Raw genomic sequence first — 15991 nt, forward strand, 5'->3', positions numbered from 1 at the left:
CCTCTACTTTACCCCGGCGCGCAACCGCAAGACCCGAACCTGGCCCCAAAGCCATGTCGTATCAGACATCTTCCGGCGCATCGGCCCATACGGCCCAGCCGGCGTCCCAGTCGTCGCTTTCGTCACGGAACGCCCCGGCGAAGCGGGCCTCGGCGGCGAAGAACCCGTCGGCGGGCGGGGCGGCCGCGCCGGCGGCCAGCGGGGCGCGCGGCTTGAAGCGATTCGGGCCGGCCGGGTCGGCGCAGCCAGGGAGATCCGGATCCTCCACGCGCGCGCCGGCCCCGGTCAGCAGCGCCGCCTCGTCGAGGCCGAAGTCGTCGTCGGCCAGCGCGAGCTCGCCGCCCGCCACCTCGGCGTGGGCCAGCGGCGCGGCGAAGTTGCGCGCCAGCCACAAGCCGCCGCGCAGGTCGACCGCGGTGCCGCGGTCGCGGAGGTCGAGCGGCGCCTCGAACCCGACCACCACCGCGTTGCCGATCGTCGCCGCAGTGCCGCGGCGCAGCAGCATCCCGTAGTGCTCGTGCTCCGCGCCATGACCGCGGCCGCACAGGGTGGCGTTATAGATCGTCGGCGCCGAGCGCGGCGTGTTGCTCGAGCCGCCGGGGTCGTTGTCGCCCTCGAGCCCCGCGGTGGTGTCGAGCGCCTCGGCGCCGTCGCGCAGCAGCAGGAACTGCAGGCGGCCCGTGTAGCCGAGGTCCCAGTCGAACCCGTCGTCGCCGGGGTCCTGGCAGATCAGGTGCTTGGCGTCGACCGTGCCGCCGAAGAACTCGAAGCAGTCGTCGGCGGTGTGGCGCACCTGCACGTGGTCGACCTGCGTGCCACGGCCGACGCCGGCGAACGTGACGCCGTTGATCTCGTTGTTGGGCCCGAGCTCGGTCCCGCTGTACTCGACCCGCACGAACCGCAGCGAACCCGAGCTGTCCTCCGGGTCATCTCCGCCGTATTCGCCGCCGTCGGCGATGCCCTCGACCCGCCCGACCATCGGCCGCCCCTCGGCGTCGCGCAGGTTGGTCGGCGCCTTGCCGAGCACGATGAGGCCGCCCCAGTCGCCGGCCCGCCGCGCCCCCGGTCGCGCCTCGCTGGTGAACACGATCGGCCGCTCGCGCGTGCCCTCGGCCACCAGCTTCGCGCCCGGCTGGACCACCAGCGTCCCGCGGGTGTCGCGGTCGCCGACGATCGTCGTCCCCGGATCGATCGTCAGCGTCGCCCCCGGGCGCACGAACGTCACGAAGCGCAGGCGGTAGACCTTGTCGCACGTCAGCCGCGCCGAGTGCTCGATCTCCCCCGACAGCTCGACCACCGGCTTGTCGGCGCGCGCGCACGGCTCCAGCACGGCTGGCTCGGCGGACATGTTCGTTTCGACATGCTCCTCCGGACCTGTCGTGAAGACCATGGTCGCAGAGACAGCCACCGCCGCCGCGCCCAGCCCCCACGGCAGCCAGCGCGGCAGCGCCAGCGGCCGGCGCAGCTGCGGATGCACCGCCGACCAGGTGGCGTCGTGCGGCCCGCTGTCGCGCGACGGGGTCGCCTCGGCCGGGGCCTCGGCCGCGCGCGGGACGTCGCGGCGGGTCGGCTCGTCGGGGTGCGCGAGTTCGCCGGGCCCGGGGTCGGCGAGGCTCGCCGGGTCGGACAGGTCGAGCACGGGCAGGTCGTCCTGGACCTGCCGCGCCCGGCGGATCTGCGCCTCCACCAGCCCGCGCATGCTGGCCCGATCGGCGGCGAAGATGTCGGCCAGGGTGATGCCGATCGCTCGCGGCGACGGGGCGCTCTTGCCGAGGTGCAGCTCGAGCGCCTCGCGGAACACCTCGGCCGAGGCCGGACGCGCCGCGGGGTCGACCGCCAGGGCCGAGGCCACCAGCGCGCGCAGGGCCGGCGTGGCCGCGGCCTCGGCGGGCAGCGGCGGGATGTCGCCCTCCTCGAGCCGACGCGCGATCGTCAGCTCGTCGAGCCCGAGCCACATCCGCTGCCGCGCCAGCGCCTCCCACAACATCACGCCGACCGCGAACAGATCGCTGCGGCGGTCGACCTGCTCGCCGCACACCTGCTCCGGCGCCGAGTAGGCGGCCTTGCCCTTGAACGTCCCGACCTCGGTGTCGCCGTCGCCCTCGAGGCGAGCGATGCCGAAGTCGACCAGCTTGATCTGCCCGTCGTAGGTGACGAGCACGTTGTGCGGCGACACGTCGCGGTGGACCAGGCCGAGCGGGTGGCCCTCGTAGTCGCACAGCTCGTGGACGTAGTGGAGGCCGGCGAGCAGCTCGGCGAGGATCCGCAGGTGCATCGCCAGCGGCAGCCCGGGCGGCAGCGGCGGCGGCTGGTACACGCGGCGGAGGATCCGGTGCAGCGGCTGGCCCTCGAGGTACTCCATGGCGATGAACGGCCGCCCCTCCTCGCTGCCCACCTCGTAGGTCTGCACCACGTTCGGGTGCGACAGCAGCGTGGCGATCTTCGCCTCGCGCTGGAACATCGCCCGGTACTCCGGGTCGCGCACCAGCGCCGGGCGCAGGTCCTTGAGCACCAGCAGCTTGAGCGCACCGCCGACCCCACGCGCCGCCGCGAGGTAGATGTCGGCCATCCCGCCGTGGCCGACGGCCGCGAGCCGACGGAACTTCGGCGCGTGCGAGCCCCGACTGCGCTCGTCGCTCGTCATCGGCGCGGACGCTATGCCGACGCTCCCGGCGCAGCAAGTGACATCTCTGCCAGGCGCTTCGGCGTCATGGCGTGACAGACTGCGACATGTAGCCGCCGCATTTGTCACGCGTGCTCCGGCGTGGCGCGACTAACCCGACGCTGAACGCAGTTGCGCCGCAGAGTTCGCTGGAGCGAATTGGCCGCACCCCGTGGTCCACGAGGCCCCACGGCGCGTCACGCGACGCCGGCCCGCGACGATCCGCCGCGCCCGCCCGATCGCTCGTCGCCACGCCCTCGACCGTCCGGTCATGTGTCCTTTTGCGCATGTTCTACCGGACATGTTTTATAGAGCATCCGATCGGGGCTCTGCGGACGCCGCAGCCCGCATGTCGCGGATCGCTTCAGCGCACCGCGGGTGGGTCGCCCTCATCGCCGCGCGCTCGCACCTCTCGCACTCCATGTGCAGCCATCACGCCGCGCGAGCGGTCGCCCTCATCGCCGCTGCGCCAGCACCTGCTCGAGCTCCATGTACCACCGTCGCGCCGCACCGCAGCACTCGCAGGTCCCGCCACTGGCGGTCGCCGTCATCGCTGCAGCGCCAGCACCTGCTCGAGCTCCATATGCCGCCATCGCGCCGCCCGCCGCAGCGCTTGCTCGAGCGGCTCCTCGATCACCCTGCCGCGGCGCGACGACGCGTGCAGCAGCGTGCGGTCCTCCGCCCGCGCGCCGCGGAGCACCACGCCCACGTGACACGGCGACTCGCCTGCGCCCCACAGGAACAGCAGGTCGCCGGGCTCGCCGAGCGCCCGCACCGGCGCCGCCGCCAGCGCGAGCTGGTCGCTGGAGTGCCGCGGCAGCACCACGCCCAGCGCCGAGCGCACCGCCCGCTGCACCAACCCGGAGCAGTCGATCCCGAGCGACGTGGTCCCGCCGAGCAGATACGGCGCGCCGCGGAAGCGCCGCAGCGCCCACGCCAGCGCGGTCGCGCCTCCCCGGGCTGTCATCGGTACCGGCACCGCCATCGGCGAGCCGAGCCGCGCCCGCGTCCAGCCGATCGTACCGTCGCGCGCTCGCACCAGCGCCCACTCGCCCGCCGCGGCCAGCACCCCCACCGGCCGTCGCCGGCCAGCAGCTCGGTGCAGAGCTCGCTGTCCTCACGGACATGTCCCTCGGGACACCAACCGACCCACTCGGTCCGCAACGCATCGATATTCCTGTCCTCGGGGACATGCCCTGAAAGACACCACCCCTCCCGAGCGGCCCAGCCATCGCTGCCCCATCGGACGTGTCCCTCGGGACACTCATCACTCCAGCCGCCCGCGGCCCCGCGCGCTGTCATCACGCGGCCTCGCCCCGGGCCGATAGTTCCCCGCAGTTCCCGGGGGCTCCGCTGCTCGCCCACCACTCGCCACATATCCTCGAGGACATGCTCCGATGCACATGTCCCGACGTACACTTTGTTTGAAAAAAGCCCGACCGGCGGCGCCCGCCACAACCGCGTCACCCCGGGCGGCAGCGCGAACCACTCGCGCGGCGCCGCGATCTCCGTCGCCGCGGCGTCGATCGTCCATCCGGCCGGCAGCGCGGCGTGCAACTCGGCGAGCGCGCCCGTCAGCGCCCGGGAGCTCAGCACCTCGCCGGCGAGCGCCAGCGTCCGCCGTCGCGGCTCCACCGTGCAACGCAGGGCCGGGCCGGCCCAGCCGAAGCGGCGCTGCAGCGTCCGCCGCCGCTCGGCCAGCACCCGCGCGAGCCGCTCCGTCAGCTGCCTCGTCGCGCCCTCGTCGAGCACCTCCCCCGTCCGCCGCGCGGACCCGGTCTCCGGGAGCACCGCCGGGCCCTCGCCGCCGGCGGGATCAAGCCGCGCCATCGTCGGCCCCCAGCCCGAGCAGCTCCTGGACGACGGCGCGGTCAGAGAACGGCAGCGTCTCGTCGCCGATCGTCTGACCCGACTCGTGGCCCTTGCCGGCGACCACCACCACGTCACCGGGCTGCGCCAGCTCGAGCGCCAGGCCGATCGCCAGCAGTCGGTCGGCCTCCTCGACGATCCGCGCCCGGCCGCCGCGCGTCAGGCCTGCCCGCAGGTGCGCCGCGATCTGCCGCGGATCTTCGCGCCGCGGGTTGTCGGTCGTCAGCACCGCGATGTCGGCCGCGCGACCGACCGCCTCGCCCATCGGCTCGCGCTTGCCCGCGTCGGTGTCGCCGCCGGCGCCGAACACCACGATCACCCGCCCCTCGCCCGCCAGCGCCCGCGCCGTCGCGCACGTCCGCTCGAGCGCGTCGGGCGTGTGCGCGTAGTCGACGACCGCCACCGGCGCACGGCCCAGCACCTCGAAGCGCCCCGGGACCACCGGGCAGCTCGCCAGCCCCGCGCGCACCGCCGTCGCCGGCAGCCCGGCCGACAGCGCCGCCGCGGCGGCCGCCAGCGCGTTCTCGGCGAACACCTCGCCGACGTACGCCACCTGCAGCGCCCCGCCGAGCGCCTCCGCCAAAGGCGAGGGCGCCAGCGTCAGCGCGGTCCCGTCGACGGATGTCCGTACGGACATGGCCTCGAGGTCATGTTCCTTAAGACATGGCCCTCGGGACATGACCCCGTACCACACCCGGCGGACGTCGGCCGGCGTCACCTGGTCGAGCAGCTGCGCCGCCGGGTCGCGGGCGTTGAGGATCGCCGCCCCGCCCGGCGAGGTGTGCACGAACAGCTGGGCCTTGCTGGCCAGGTAGTGCTCCCACGACCCGTGGCTCTTGAAGTGGTCGGGCGACAGGTTGGTGAACACCGACCAGTCGAACCGCCAGCGCTTGGCGTAGCCGCGGGCCAGCGACTGGCTGGTGATCTCGACCGCCGCATGGCGGGCCCCGGCGGCGCGCGACTGTTCGGCCGCGGCGAGGAAGCCCTGCCAGCTGCGCTCGACCGGCAGCGGCTGGCCGTCGAGCGAGTAGTCGAGGGTCGTCGCCGCGAACACCCGCTGCCCGGCCGCGCGGACGATCGCCGCCAGCATCGTCGTCGTCGACGTCTTGCCGTTCGTGCCGGTCACGCCGAACGTGCGCATGTCCTCGGCCCAGGGGGCAGCGGCGGGCACGAGCCTCGGGTCGCTCACGGCCCGAAGCTTCGCACAGGTCGGCTGCCGGGGGTCGCGCCGCCCGTGGTGCTCGTGCTCGCCGTCGCCGGTGACGACGCGCCGGGGGCCGTCGTCGCCGTCGCCCCCTCGCTCGCCGCCTCGTCCGCGACCTCGATCGTGCGGCCCGCGTCGGGCCGAAAGCCCGCCAGCGAGGCCGTCAGAGCGAAGAACTTCTCCCGCTGGATCTGCATGCCGCCCGCCCTTCCCTCGGGCACGGTCGCCGAGCCCTCCGTCGCGGTCAAGCCGCGCCGGCGTCAGCAGGCCCCGGTGCGTTCGGCCCACGCGCGCAGGAGCGCGAGGCTGACCCCCGCGCCGCCGCACACGATCACCAGCACCGGCCCGCGACCGACGATCGGCGGCGCGCGATCGTAGATGACCGAAAGGCCAGCTCCGCAGGCGGGCTCGACCAGCACGCGGTGGTCGTCGACGAAGCGCAGGCACGCCTGCACGGCCGCGCGATCGCTGACCGTCCACGGGATGATCTCGTGGCGGCGCGACCACGCCACCGCCTCGGCCGCGACCGCGCGGGCGCCGAGCGTCGTCGCCAGGGAGGTGATCGCCGGGATCGTCACCGGCGCGCCCGCGGCCAGCGCGGCCGAGTACGACGCCGCGCCCTCGGTCTCGACCGCCAGCACCGGCACGTCGGTCCAGCCGACCGCGTGCATCCCCTGCAGCACGCCGCACAGGAGCCCCGCGCCGCCCACCGCGACCACCACCGCGCCCGGGCGCTCCGCCTGCGCAGCGGCCTCGACCACGATGTCGGCGTGGCCGGTCCAGATCTCCGGATCGTCGAAGGGATGGATGTAGGTCGCGTCCTCCGGCAGCTCCGCGAGCGCCGCGCGATGAGCCGCGAGCCAGTCGTCGCCGCGCACCACCACTTCGGCGCCCTCTGTGGTCAGCAGTTCGTGCGAGCGCGCGCTCGTCGTCGACGGCACCACCACCCGCACCGCCGCGCCGAGCCGACGGCCGGCATACGCCACCGCCAGGCCCGCGTTCCCGCCGGACGCGCACACCAGCCGCCGCGCCCCGCCTGCCACCCGGCTGGCGCACAGCCGCCCGAGCCCGCGCAGCTTGAACGACCCGCTCGGCTGCAGCGCCTCCATCTTCAACAGCACCGGCTCGCCGAGCGCCGCGCCCATCGGCAGCGAGCGCAGAAGAGGAGTGGTATGCGCGAGCGACATCTCGATCGCCATACACCCGTGCGCCCGGGCCGGGCAAGCGCAGCAACCTCAGCCGCAGAAACCGGGGCGACCGTGGCAAAGCGCCACACCGCGCCGCTCGCCGCACCTCGTGGTCGCTCGCCCTCGCAAGCTCGCACCTCGCTCGCAACCACCGCCTCTTCGGCTGCTCGTCCTGGCGAGCGATCGTCCGCCCCTGACGATTCGTGATCCCGACAACTCCGGCCGCTCGCCCTCGCCACCGCGAGTGACCCTCGTCTCGCCCGCGTATCCGCCGCCGTCGCGGCCACCTCGACCACGCTGCTCACGCCCAACCGCCGGAGCTCGTCGGGGCCGAGTGGCTCACCGCTCTGATCCCGCACCTCGCTCACGCCGCGCGGGCGAGCACCGGGGCGAGCTCGCGCTCGGGTACCGCCGTCGTCGGGCTCGCCGAATCTGCCAGCGCCAGCTTGCCGCAGGACCCGCAGTGGGGCGGCGCGAACGCGAAGTCGTGGGCGCTGCGGACCGCCCCCGCGCCGAACGCGAAGATCACCGGGACCGCGAACATGATGAACGGCCCGATCAGGGCCGACACGAACAGCATCGTCGCCACGAACGCCCACGCCAGCGCGACGACCGCGATCCCCCACGCCGGCGGGCGGCTCAGCGACGTGTGGTGGCAGTGGGGACACATATGGTTGCTCGACATCTCGGCCTCCCTATCAGTCGATAGACAAGCTACCTATCGACCGATAGGTGAGCAAGCCCGGACCCGGGCCCTGCGACGTCCTGCCGCACGTTTGCGCGGTGTGGGGCATACTCCCGCGGTGGCCCGGCGCCCTGCTTCTGCACCCTCCTCCGCCGCCCGTCCGCGGGCCCAGCGACGCACGCCGTCCGCCGGCGGGCCCGAGCCGTTGCCGCAGGTTCCGCCGGCGACCGGGCGGCACCGCGAGATCCTCGAGGCGGCGATGGAGCTCATCGCCGAGCGCGGCTACCACGGCGCCTCGCTGCGGGAGCTGGCGCGGCGGGTCGGGATGCAGCAGCCGAGCCTTTACCACTACTTCCGGACCAAGGAAGAGATGGTGGAGCAGATCATCGTCACCTTCTACGGCGACATGGCGGCGGGCGGAGCGGAGGTCGTGGCGGCCGCCGAGCTCGAGCAGATCCCGCGGCTGGTGGCGCGCTACGTCAAGCGGCTGTACGAGAGCCGCACGCACCCGCTCTTCGTCCGCTGCATGTTCTCGATCGCCCGCCTGAACCCGCGCTTCGGCCGGCTCAACCGCGCGATCTTCGTCGACGACCTCACGGTCCAGGCCTCGCAGGGGCTGCGGCGCTTCATCGACCGGGGCGAGCTGACCGAGACGGAGGCGCTCGACCTCACGCGACTGATGACATTCGCTGCCGGTTTCCGCCTGATGGAGGAGAAGGTCCTCTTCGACGAGCGGCCGCTCGGTCCGGACGTCGACCGCTACCTCGACTTCTGCGCCGACGCCTGCGAGCAGTGGATCCGCGAGCTGAAGCGGCGGAAGGGGATCCCCGGCGCAGCGGCCTGACCGGCGGCGCACGCCTGTGACGGACGAACGTCGCAAATCGCATCGCCGCGGGCCCGTCTGCCTCGGTCCGCGCCGCGCCGGCTCTTGTCATTCCAATCGTTTGCGACCGGACCGGCGCGTGCAGGTCATGGGCAGCCAATGACTCTCCCCGCTCATGGCGCCGAACTCGCGCTGTCGACACCCGACCCCAGGCTCGAGTTCGAACGACGTTTCCCGCCGCAAGGCGGGCCGGTAGGCCGCCTCTCGCGCATTCCACGGCGCGCCGGAGCGCGTCCGATCGCGGTCGGGGAATTCTGCGCCGGGCGACCGACGCGGGGTCGGAATATTTGACTTTTCCGACTGGTCGGCACGTGGAGCATCTGCCAATCTAGAAGCCATCCCGTTCGAGGTAGCCACGTCATGTTGCGGTCTCGTCTGCTCGTCTCCGTCGCCACTCCCATTTTCGCCGCGTCGTTGTTGATGCCGTCGGCCGCCGTCGCGTCGCCCTACGCGCGCAGCGTCCCGCTCCTCGGCATGCAAGACCCCGGCGGCGAGTCCCTCGCTCAGCCCATCCCCGGGCAGACGCCGGCCACCCCGGTGAACACGCAAGTCCAGGCCCCGGGCGCGCAGACCCAGGCCACCCCGCCGGGCAGCGTCGCCGGGCCGCAGAGCCAGAGCCAGACCCTCGCCGCCCCGGGTGCTGCGCCGCTCGTCGTGCCGCCCGGCAGCACGGTGATGCAGCCGCAGATCCAGGTGCTCGTGCAGCCGCAGATCCAGGTCCAGGCCCAGCCGCAGGGCAACGCCTCGCCGACCAGCAGCGCCGACATCGCGACGAACACCCACTCGAACAGCAACTCGAACGCGACGCCGACGGTCACCACCAACACCCGCACGACGCCGCCGCAGGCGCCCGTCTACGTCGCGCCGCCGCAGCAGCGCTACCCGCAGAGCCGCTACGCCCCGCCCCCGCCCCCGCCGCGGATCGTCACCCGCGTGGTCTCGCGTCCGTCGCACGCCGCTCCGCCGCCGGCGATCAAGCGCCCGCCCCCGCCGCGCAAGGGCCTGATGGTCACCGGTTGGGTGCTGTTCGGCGTCTCGTACCTCATCACGGCGAGCAACGCGGCCGACCTCTACGACCGCTGCCCCGGCATGAACAAGCCCGGCCGCTGTCGTGACCTGGCCGAGAACATGTTCATCCCGGTCGTCGGCCCGTTCCTGGCGATGGAGCAGGCCAAGTACGCCACCGACGACTTCTCGCTGGCCGTCTCGGGCTCGCTGCAGGGCCTCGGCCTCATCATGGGCATCGTCGGCACCGTGCAGTACCACCGCGACAAGTACCGCAACCGCGTGCTCAACGAGTACGGCGTCCGCGTGGCCAAGAACACCAACCTCAACGCCGGCGGCCGCCTCGGCGGCGGTCAGCTGACGCTCACCGCCCGCTTCTGACGGGCCGGCCCGCCCCGGGCCCAGCGCGAGCGCGACGAGCCTTCGTCGCGCTCGTCGCGTTTAACCGGGGCGACAGAGCCCGACGCCTTCGGCGCCGTTCAGGCCATGTCCCCTCGGACCTGCCCATTAAAACATATCCGAACGGACATGCCCCTTTCGCCATGTCCCCGGGGACATGCTCCTCGCGCCTCACTCGCGGAACGCGACCGCGACCAGCGACGAGCCGATCGGCAGGTCGACGCGGCGCAGCAGCCGGCGCTCGGCCTCCATCACCGTCAGCAGCGCCTGGTTGAGCGGCGCGGCCGGGACCCGGACGTCGTACTCGGGCCTGGCCTTGAGGCCGCGCAGGCGGCTCGCCACGCGCTGGGCGAACACCAGGGGGAACAGCAGGCACGTGTGGTACGACAGCCGCTCCAGGCGGAAGCCGGCGCGCTCCAGCACCGGCCGCAGCGTCGCCTTGGTGTAGCGGCGGCGGTGGTGGACCGACACGTCGTGGTCGCTCCACAGGATCGGCAGGGCCGGCACCGTGACGAGCAGCAGCCCGCCCGGGCGCACGAGCCGGGCCACCGCGGCCATCGCCGGGTCCTCGTCGTCGATGTGCTCGAGCACGTCGAACAGCGTCACCACGTCGAACAGCCCCTCTACCGGCAGGTCGTCGGGCAGGCTGCCCGGGCGCACGTCGAGGCCGAGCTCGCGCGCCGCGAACTCGGCCGTCGGCAGGTCGGGCTCGACCACCGTCACCTCGCCGAAGCGCGTCATCTCCTGCGAGATCAGCGAGCACGCGCCGCCGACGTCGAGGATCCGCAGCGGCCCCTTCGGCGCCCAGCGCTCCAGCACGTCGAGGATCACGTGGCGACGACCGATCCGCCAGAAGTGGCGCTTCTCGAGCTCGAACAGCTTGTCGTAGGCGCTGCGATCCAAGGCGAATCTACGTAGCAACCCGCCCTGCGCTTGTAAAGCGCGCATCGCGCGCTTGGCGAATCTGCCACCGAGACGTCACCAAAACGACGACGGGCCGATCGGCGCTGCGCCGACCGGCCCGCACGGGCGCTCACGTCGTGACGACTAGCCTGCCTCGGGGCAGAACGCCTCGGTCACGAGCGCGCCGTTGTTCGCTTCCTTGCACTCCTGGACCTGGCCGTTGTTGATGCCCGGATCGATCTCGACGAAGAAGTTCTTCTTGTCGTTCTTCGTCGGGCCGGGCACGGTCCAGGTCACCTGCGTCGACGCACCGGGGAGCAGCGCCGCCGCGGTCGGCTTGCTGCCGAGCTTCACGCCCGTATTGTCGGTGCCCTCGTAGAACGAGACCTCGATGTCGGGGCCAATGCCGAGCGTGCCCTCGTTGTAGATGGTCGCCACCAGCACGAGCTCCTCGGAGCACTTGTTCAGGTCGGCCGCCACCGAGATGGTCAGGTCGGCGGCGTTGAACACGCCCTCGCCCTGCACGTTCTGGCGGAAGTTGTTGAGGCCCCCGACCGTCCAGTTGGCCTCCTCGGACATCGGCGGGTTGCCGGCCGAGTCGGCGTCGGTCACGTGGTAGGTGTGCTGCGTCCAGACCCGGCGGGTCGGGACCCAGTTGTCACCGCCGGCGCCGTAGACGAACACGCCCTTGCGCGCGGTGAAGCCGGGCGTCTTGGCCTGGCAGTCGGTGACGTTCTTAGCCTCGGCGAAGTTGGCGACCACGACGAACTCGGAGTTGCCGTCGCCGTCGACGTCGGCCACGAGCGGGTACTCGTGGATCGTCGCGCTCGAGTTCATGATCTGCAGCTGCACCGCACCGGTCGCGCCGTCGTAGACGCGGGCGAAGCACTCGTCCTGATACGCGACCTCGGCCTTGCCGTCGCCCTGGAAGTCGAACACCGACGAGCCCGTGGCGGCCGACGAGTTGTCCTGGGTCGTCGCGGTCCAGCGGGCGTACATCGCCCCGGCCGCCGGCATCGGGTCGTTGGCCAGCTTGACCACGGTCTCGCCGGAGCGGTTGAAGTCGTAGACCGCGTAGGCCACGCCGCCGGCGATGCCCGCCTCGGGCCGGCCGTCGCCGTCGAAGTCGGCGATGGTGGCCGGGCCGCCGAGATTCGTGCCCTTGATCGGGATCGGCTGCGTGCGCAGGGCCGCGTTCTGCTGGCACATCGCGTCGGTCGGGTCGACGCCGCACCACAGCTGACCGGTCTGGCCGTTGATCACGCGGATGGCCGGCCACGCGACCAGCACCACCTCGGGCTTGCCGTCGCCGTCGAGGTCGGCGACCGACGGCCAGCCGTCGTTGTTGTGACTCTGGACCGGGTTGTTCTTGTTCGACCAGAACTGGGTCATGGTCACCGACGGCGGGTTGCCGGGGACCCACTCGATCTTCCACGCCTCGCGGCCGGTCACCAGCTCGGGCTTGTTGTCGCCGTCGAGGTCGGCGAAGGTCCCCACGCCGCCGGCGTAGATCGGCGTGTTGCCGTTCATCGGCGTGCCGTACATCGCGCCCCACGGCTGGTTGTTGGGGCCCCACGGCTGGTTCCACACCATCAGGCCGTCGTTGTCGAGGATGGTCCCGCCGAACGCGATCTCGGCCTCGGGGTCGGTGTCGAGGTTGACGACCGCGGCCGCGCCGTTCTCGATGCGGACCTTCGCTACCGCGTTGTTCGAGGTGCGGGCCGTCCACAGCAACGCGCCCATCCCGTCGACCGCGTGGATCGGCGAGATGTGGCTGGCGCCCTCCTCGCGGCCGGCGTAGATGATGTCGGGCAGGCCGTCGCCGCTCACGTCGGCGACCGCGATCGAGGCGCGGCCGTGCGAGCCGAACTGCATCATCGCCGGGTTGTGGCTGATGCGCCACTTCTCCTGCCCGGTCGCGCCGTCGATCAGCACGATCTCGCCGAGCGGGTAGCTGCCGGGCATGTTGTCGGCGCGGGTCGTGTTGACCACCACGTCGGGCACGCCGTCGCCGTCGACGTCGGCGATCACGGGCAGCGTGATGACCTCGTTGGCCGTCCACGCCCACTCGAGCTGGACATCGATGTCGTCGAACGTCGGCACGACCTCGCAGTCGAGCGGGTCGGGCTGCGGCAGGCACTGGTCGAAGATCGGCTCGCAGTAGAAGCCCGGCTCGCAGTCGTACGAGTCCTGGCAGTCGCCCGCGGGCTGCTCGCACACGTCGCCGAGGCACACCGCGCCGGCGTCGCAGCAGACCGACTTGTCCTCGCCGCAGCGGATGCCGCTCGGGCACTCGGGGAGGCAGGCCCCGTCGACGCACTCCTCACCGGCCGCGCAGCACTGAGCCGGCTCGCCGCAGAGGATCGTCATGCACATGTCGTTGGTGGTCTCCCCCACCGGCTCCGTCGTCGACGACGACGTCGCGTCGGTGGTCGTGTCCACCGTCGTGCTCGTGGTCGACGTCGGCTCGAGCGTGGTCGATGTGGTCGTCGTGCCGGTGGCGGTCATCCCCGAGTCGGTGACCTCGGAGGTGCTCGTCGGCGTCGTCTCCGTCGACGGCGCGGTGGTCGACGTCGTCGGCCCGGTGGTCGTGTCGCCGGTCGACGTGGCATCCGTGTCCGTGCCCGTCGCAACGTTGGTGGCGTCACCGCATCCGGCCAGCGCGGGGCTGAGCAGCGCAAGTCCGGAGAGTGCCCAATAACGCGCTAAGTTCGTGTTCATATCGACAGTTTAGCCATACTGAGCGGCCCCGGACCACGCAACAAATCGGCATTTTTTCGCGGCCGCGGGCCCTCGGCGGCCCGCCCGGACGGTTGGCCGATCACGACATTTGGATCATGCCCTCCGCGTGTTCGAGCCCACGCGCGGGTTTCGCCGCGGCGTGACTTTTATTCACCGCCTTCACGACGTCGTGACACGGCGCGCAGCCGCGGCGGCGATCATGCAGACGTCGCATTCGCCCGAGATCTGCCCGATAAAGGCCTCCACACGCAGATCTGCAGATGCGTCGATGACCGCGGCGAAAGGTGGATCCAGCGACGACCTATGCCTCGGAGACGAGCGGCGGAGGCCTCGCCGCCGCGCCGTCGCGGGCGGCGGCAGCGACCTCTTCCGGCACGTAGTTGCCGCCCGACAGCAGGAACTTGAACACCTCTTCGACGGCCAGCGAGGTCGGCCGACAGCGCGACAGCGGGACGAACAGAACCCGGCCGACCATCGGGTTCGGCGTGGTCGGCACGAACACGCAGACGGCGTCGGTGCCGGCGCCGATGGGCTCGCCGCTGGTGAACGCGAGGTGCCACGCGTCGCCGTCGAGCCGCACGAGCACGACCTTGGAGTAGATGCCGCTGCTGCCGCCGGGCGTCAGCGAGATCTGCTTCCACGCCTTGTACAGCTCGGCCAGCACCGGCACCTTGAGCAGCAGGCGATCGATCGCCGCCAGCACGTAGCGGCCGATCAGGCTGCGCACGACGAGGCCCAACACGAAGATCCCGACCAGGGCCAGCCCCACCCCCGCGAACGGCACGTCGATCCCGAACAACTCCTTCAATGGTTCGCGCGTGAGGTGGTCGACGTACCACAGCACGAACACGGTGATGACCAGCGGGATCGCGGCGAAGACCCCGGCGAGGAAGGTGTTGCGGGCGAAGTTCTTGGCGTGCGCGAGCATCTCTGATTATCCGGCGTAGGCCTCGTCCTGCTCGATCTTGCTGAGCACCCAGTCGAACTCTCCGCGGGTCAGGTGAGCGCCGCAGTACTCGCAGGCGCCGGCCCTGTTCACGCGGTCGAGCGGGCCGCCGCAGTTCGGGCAGTTCACGTCGCTGGCGGGCGCGCCGCGGACCTTGGACCCGCGGATCAGCGTCCAGTACTCGCTGTACGTGCGCGGGTACTTGGTGCTGCCCGACACGTGCTCGCCGTTCATGCGCGCCGTGTAGTCGAGGCCGCGGGCCCACACGCGCACGGTCAGCGCGTCGTACCAGCGGTCGCGCTCGAGCTTGACGATCACCATGCGCAGCACCTGCGTGCTCGCTAGCACGTTGCGCAGCCCCTGGGCGCGGTAGGCGTCGATCCAGTACTGCAGGTAGTTGAACAGCGAGTCGGACACATAGGGGCGCACGCGCCGGAGGTCGAGCGCGGTCCAGCCGGCGTTCATCTCGGCGTGGATCGTGCGCACGCGCTGGTCGATGCGGTCGGGCGCGGTCGTCGGGTCCTCGGCGATCAGCGCCGCGTGGGCCTGCTGGATGCCCGGCATGAACAGAGTGCGGTCGTCGGTGCCGACCTCCTCTGCGTGGTGCGTCAGCGGCGGCGGGCGCGACTCGAGGCGGAGCACGCGCACGAAGTGGACGGTCCAGTCGAACCGCCCGCCCTCGACCTGCTGGCCGCAGTAGCGGCACGCGCCGCTGTCGCTGCGCTCGAACGGGGCCCCGCAGTTGGGGCAGCCGAGCGCGGTCACCGTCTCGGGCGTGCGGCTCTTGGCATCGGCGCGCCGCTGCAGCCGCCACGCCTCGCGCACGTAGAAGCCGCGCTCGCCGCCCGGCAACGCCGCGCTGTAGTTGGCCTCGAACGCGACCTCGACGTCGATCATGCCGTCGGGCCCCGCCGGCAGCTGGACCCGCTCGACCTGCATCGACCCGATCACCACCCCGCGGATCGGCGCGCCGGCCGGCTCGCGCTTCATCAACACCTCGCGCGTCCCGGGCTCGACGTACGGCGCCAGCGCCTCCATCGCCCTGGCGTCGCCGCGGGCCCCCTGGGCGCGGGCGTACAGCGCGTAGACGAAGTCGCTGAACAGCACCGCCGAGAAGTCGGGGTCCAGCCGGCGGATCGATCCGAGGTCGCCGTGGCGGGCCGCGTGCGCCGTCGTCGTCGGCGCGCTGTCCCACGTCTCCTCGGCCTGGCGCTGGTGGTCGTGGCGGTAGTGGTACCAGACCACCACGCCGACGATGATCAGCAGCGGCACCCCGATCTGCGGCACCTCGAACAGCAGGCGCACCAGCAAGTAGAGGATCGCCCCGCCGTCGCCGCCTCCGCCGCCCCCGCCGCTGAAGCTGCTGCCGCCGCCGCCGCGGCTGCCGCCGCCCGAGTAGCCGTGGCCGCCGCCCGGCCGCGCCGCCGCCTCGGCCGCCAGCGCCAGCAGCACCGCCGCCGCCGCGATCGCCAGCCCCTTCGACCATGTCCTCCGGGACATGCCCTT

Annotated in this window: 12 protein-coding genes; 2 read left to right on the top strand and 10 right to left on the bottom strand. The window is 72.3% G+C overall.

What is annotated here, in order from left to right:
- Window positions 1–61: 61 nt before the first annotated feature.
- From OV090_RS35095 to OV090_RS35120, 6 genes are all read right to left on the bottom strand, one after another.
- Window positions 62–2644 (bottom strand): serine/threonine-protein kinase, encoded by a 2583-nt coding sequence (locus OV090_RS35095; RefSeq protein WP_267709065.1) that lies wholly within the window; start codon window positions 2642–2644, stop codon window positions 62–64.
- A 565-nt stretch (window positions 2645–3209) separates the two neighbouring features.
- Window positions 3210–3629 (bottom strand): NlpC/P60 family protein, encoded by a 420-nt coding sequence (locus tag OV090_RS35100; protein ID WP_267709066.1) that lies wholly within the window; start codon window positions 3627–3629, stop codon window positions 3210–3212.
- Window positions 3630–4478: 849 nt separating this feature from the next.
- A complete protein-coding gene (gene murE / locus OV090_RS35105; protein WP_267709067.1) occupies window positions 4479–5720 on the bottom strand; it encodes a UDP-N-acetylmuramyl-tripeptide synthetase in 1242 nt (413 codons plus the stop codon).
- On the bottom strand, window positions 5717–5956 hold the full coding sequence (locus tag OV090_RS35110; protein WP_267709068.1) for a hypothetical protein: 240 nt from the start codon (window positions 5954–5956) through the stop codon (window positions 5717–5719). The genes murE and OV090_RS35110 overlap by 4 nt, the downstream gene beginning before the upstream one ends.
- A gap of 39 nt (window positions 5957–5995) precedes the next feature.
- The gene (locus tag OV090_RS35115) at window positions 5996–6922 is read right to left on the bottom strand and encodes a pyridoxal-phosphate dependent enzyme (RefSeq protein WP_267709069.1); all 927 of its coding nucleotides are present in this window, start codon (window positions 6920–6922) and stop codon (window positions 5996–5998) included.
- 364 nt (window positions 6923–7286) lie between these two features.
- Window positions 7287–7607, bottom strand: a complete 321-nt coding sequence (locus OV090_RS35120) for a hypothetical protein (protein ID WP_267709070.1) — start codon at window positions 7605–7607, stop codon at window positions 7287–7289.
- Window positions 7608–7725: 118 nt separating this feature from the next.
- Here OV090_RS35120 and OV090_RS35125 point away from each other — a divergent pair, with 118 nt between their 5' ends.
- Together OV090_RS35125 and OV090_RS35130 are read left to right on the top strand one after the other, a co-directional pair.
- A complete protein-coding gene (locus tag OV090_RS35125) occupies window positions 7726–8451 on the top strand; it encodes a TetR/AcrR family transcriptional regulator (RefSeq protein ID WP_267709071.1) in 726 nt (241 codons plus the stop codon).
- Between the two features lie 399 nt (window positions 8452–8850).
- Window positions 8851–9876: a hypothetical protein gene (locus OV090_RS35130; protein WP_267709072.1), complete on the top strand. Its 1026-nt coding sequence runs from the start codon at window positions 8851–8853 to the stop codon at window positions 9874–9876.
- 189 nt (window positions 9877–10065) lie between these two features.
- On the opposite strand, the gene OV090_RS35135 is transcribed toward OV090_RS35130, so the two are convergent.
- The 4 genes from OV090_RS35135 to OV090_RS35150 all read right to left on the bottom strand — a co-directional run bounded on the left by OV090_RS35135 (window position 10066) and on the right by OV090_RS35150 (window position 15985).
- A complete protein-coding gene (locus OV090_RS35135; RefSeq protein ID WP_267709073.1) occupies window positions 10066–10797 on the bottom strand; it encodes a methyltransferase domain-containing protein in 732 nt (243 codons plus the stop codon).
- Between the two features lie 144 nt (window positions 10798–10941).
- A complete protein-coding gene (locus OV090_RS35140; RefSeq protein WP_267709074.1) occupies window positions 10942–13518 on the bottom strand; it encodes an FG-GAP-like repeat-containing protein in 2577 nt (858 codons plus the stop codon).
- Between the two features lie 322 nt (window positions 13519–13840).
- Entirely contained in the window at window positions 13841–14467 is a 627-nt protein-coding gene (locus OV090_RS35145) for a DUF502 domain-containing protein (protein WP_267709075.1), read from the bottom strand.
- Between the two features lie 6 nt (window positions 14468–14473).
- Window positions 14474–15985 (bottom strand): TIM44-like domain-containing protein, encoded by a 1512-nt coding sequence (locus OV090_RS35150; protein ID WP_267709076.1) that lies wholly within the window; start codon window positions 15983–15985, stop codon window positions 14474–14476.
- Window positions 15986–15991: the final 6 nt, after the last annotated feature.

It is taken from the genome of Nannocystis sp. RBIL2 (assembly GCF_026626745.1).
Lineage (GTDB): Bacteria > Myxococcota_A > Polyangia > Nannocystales > Nannocystaceae > Nannocystis.

Coding starts and splice junctions, on each gene's coding strand:
- OV090_RS35095 (WP_267709065.1), bottom strand. CDS start 2,644: ATGACGAGCGACGAGCGCAGTCGGGGCTCGCACGCGCCGAAGTTCCGT.
- OV090_RS35145 (WP_267709075.1), bottom strand. CDS start 14,467: ATGCTCGCGCACGCCAAGAACTTCGCCCGCAACACCTTCCTCGCCGGG.
- OV090_RS35150 (WP_267709076.1), bottom strand. CDS start 15,985: ATGTCCCGGAGGACATGGTCGAAGGGGCTGGCGATCGCGGCGGCGGCG.
- OV090_RS35120 (WP_267709070.1), bottom strand. CDS start 7,607: ATGTCGAGCAACCATATGTGTCCCCACTGCCACCACACGTCGCTGAGC.
- OV090_RS35130 (WP_267709072.1), top strand. CDS start 8,851: ATGTTGCGGTCTCGTCTGCTCGTCTCCGTCGCCACTCCCATTTTCGCC.
- OV090_RS35100 (WP_267709066.1), bottom strand. CDS start 3,629: ATGACAGCCCGGGGAGGCGCGACCGCGCTGGCGTGGGCGCTGCGGCGC.
- OV090_RS35140 (WP_267709074.1), bottom strand. CDS start 13,518: ATGAACACGAACTTAGCGCGTTATTGGGCACTCTCCGGACTTGCGCTG.
- OV090_RS35115 (WP_267709069.1), bottom strand. CDS start 6,922: ATGTCGCTCGCGCATACCACTCCTCTTCTGCGCTCGCTGCCGATGGGC.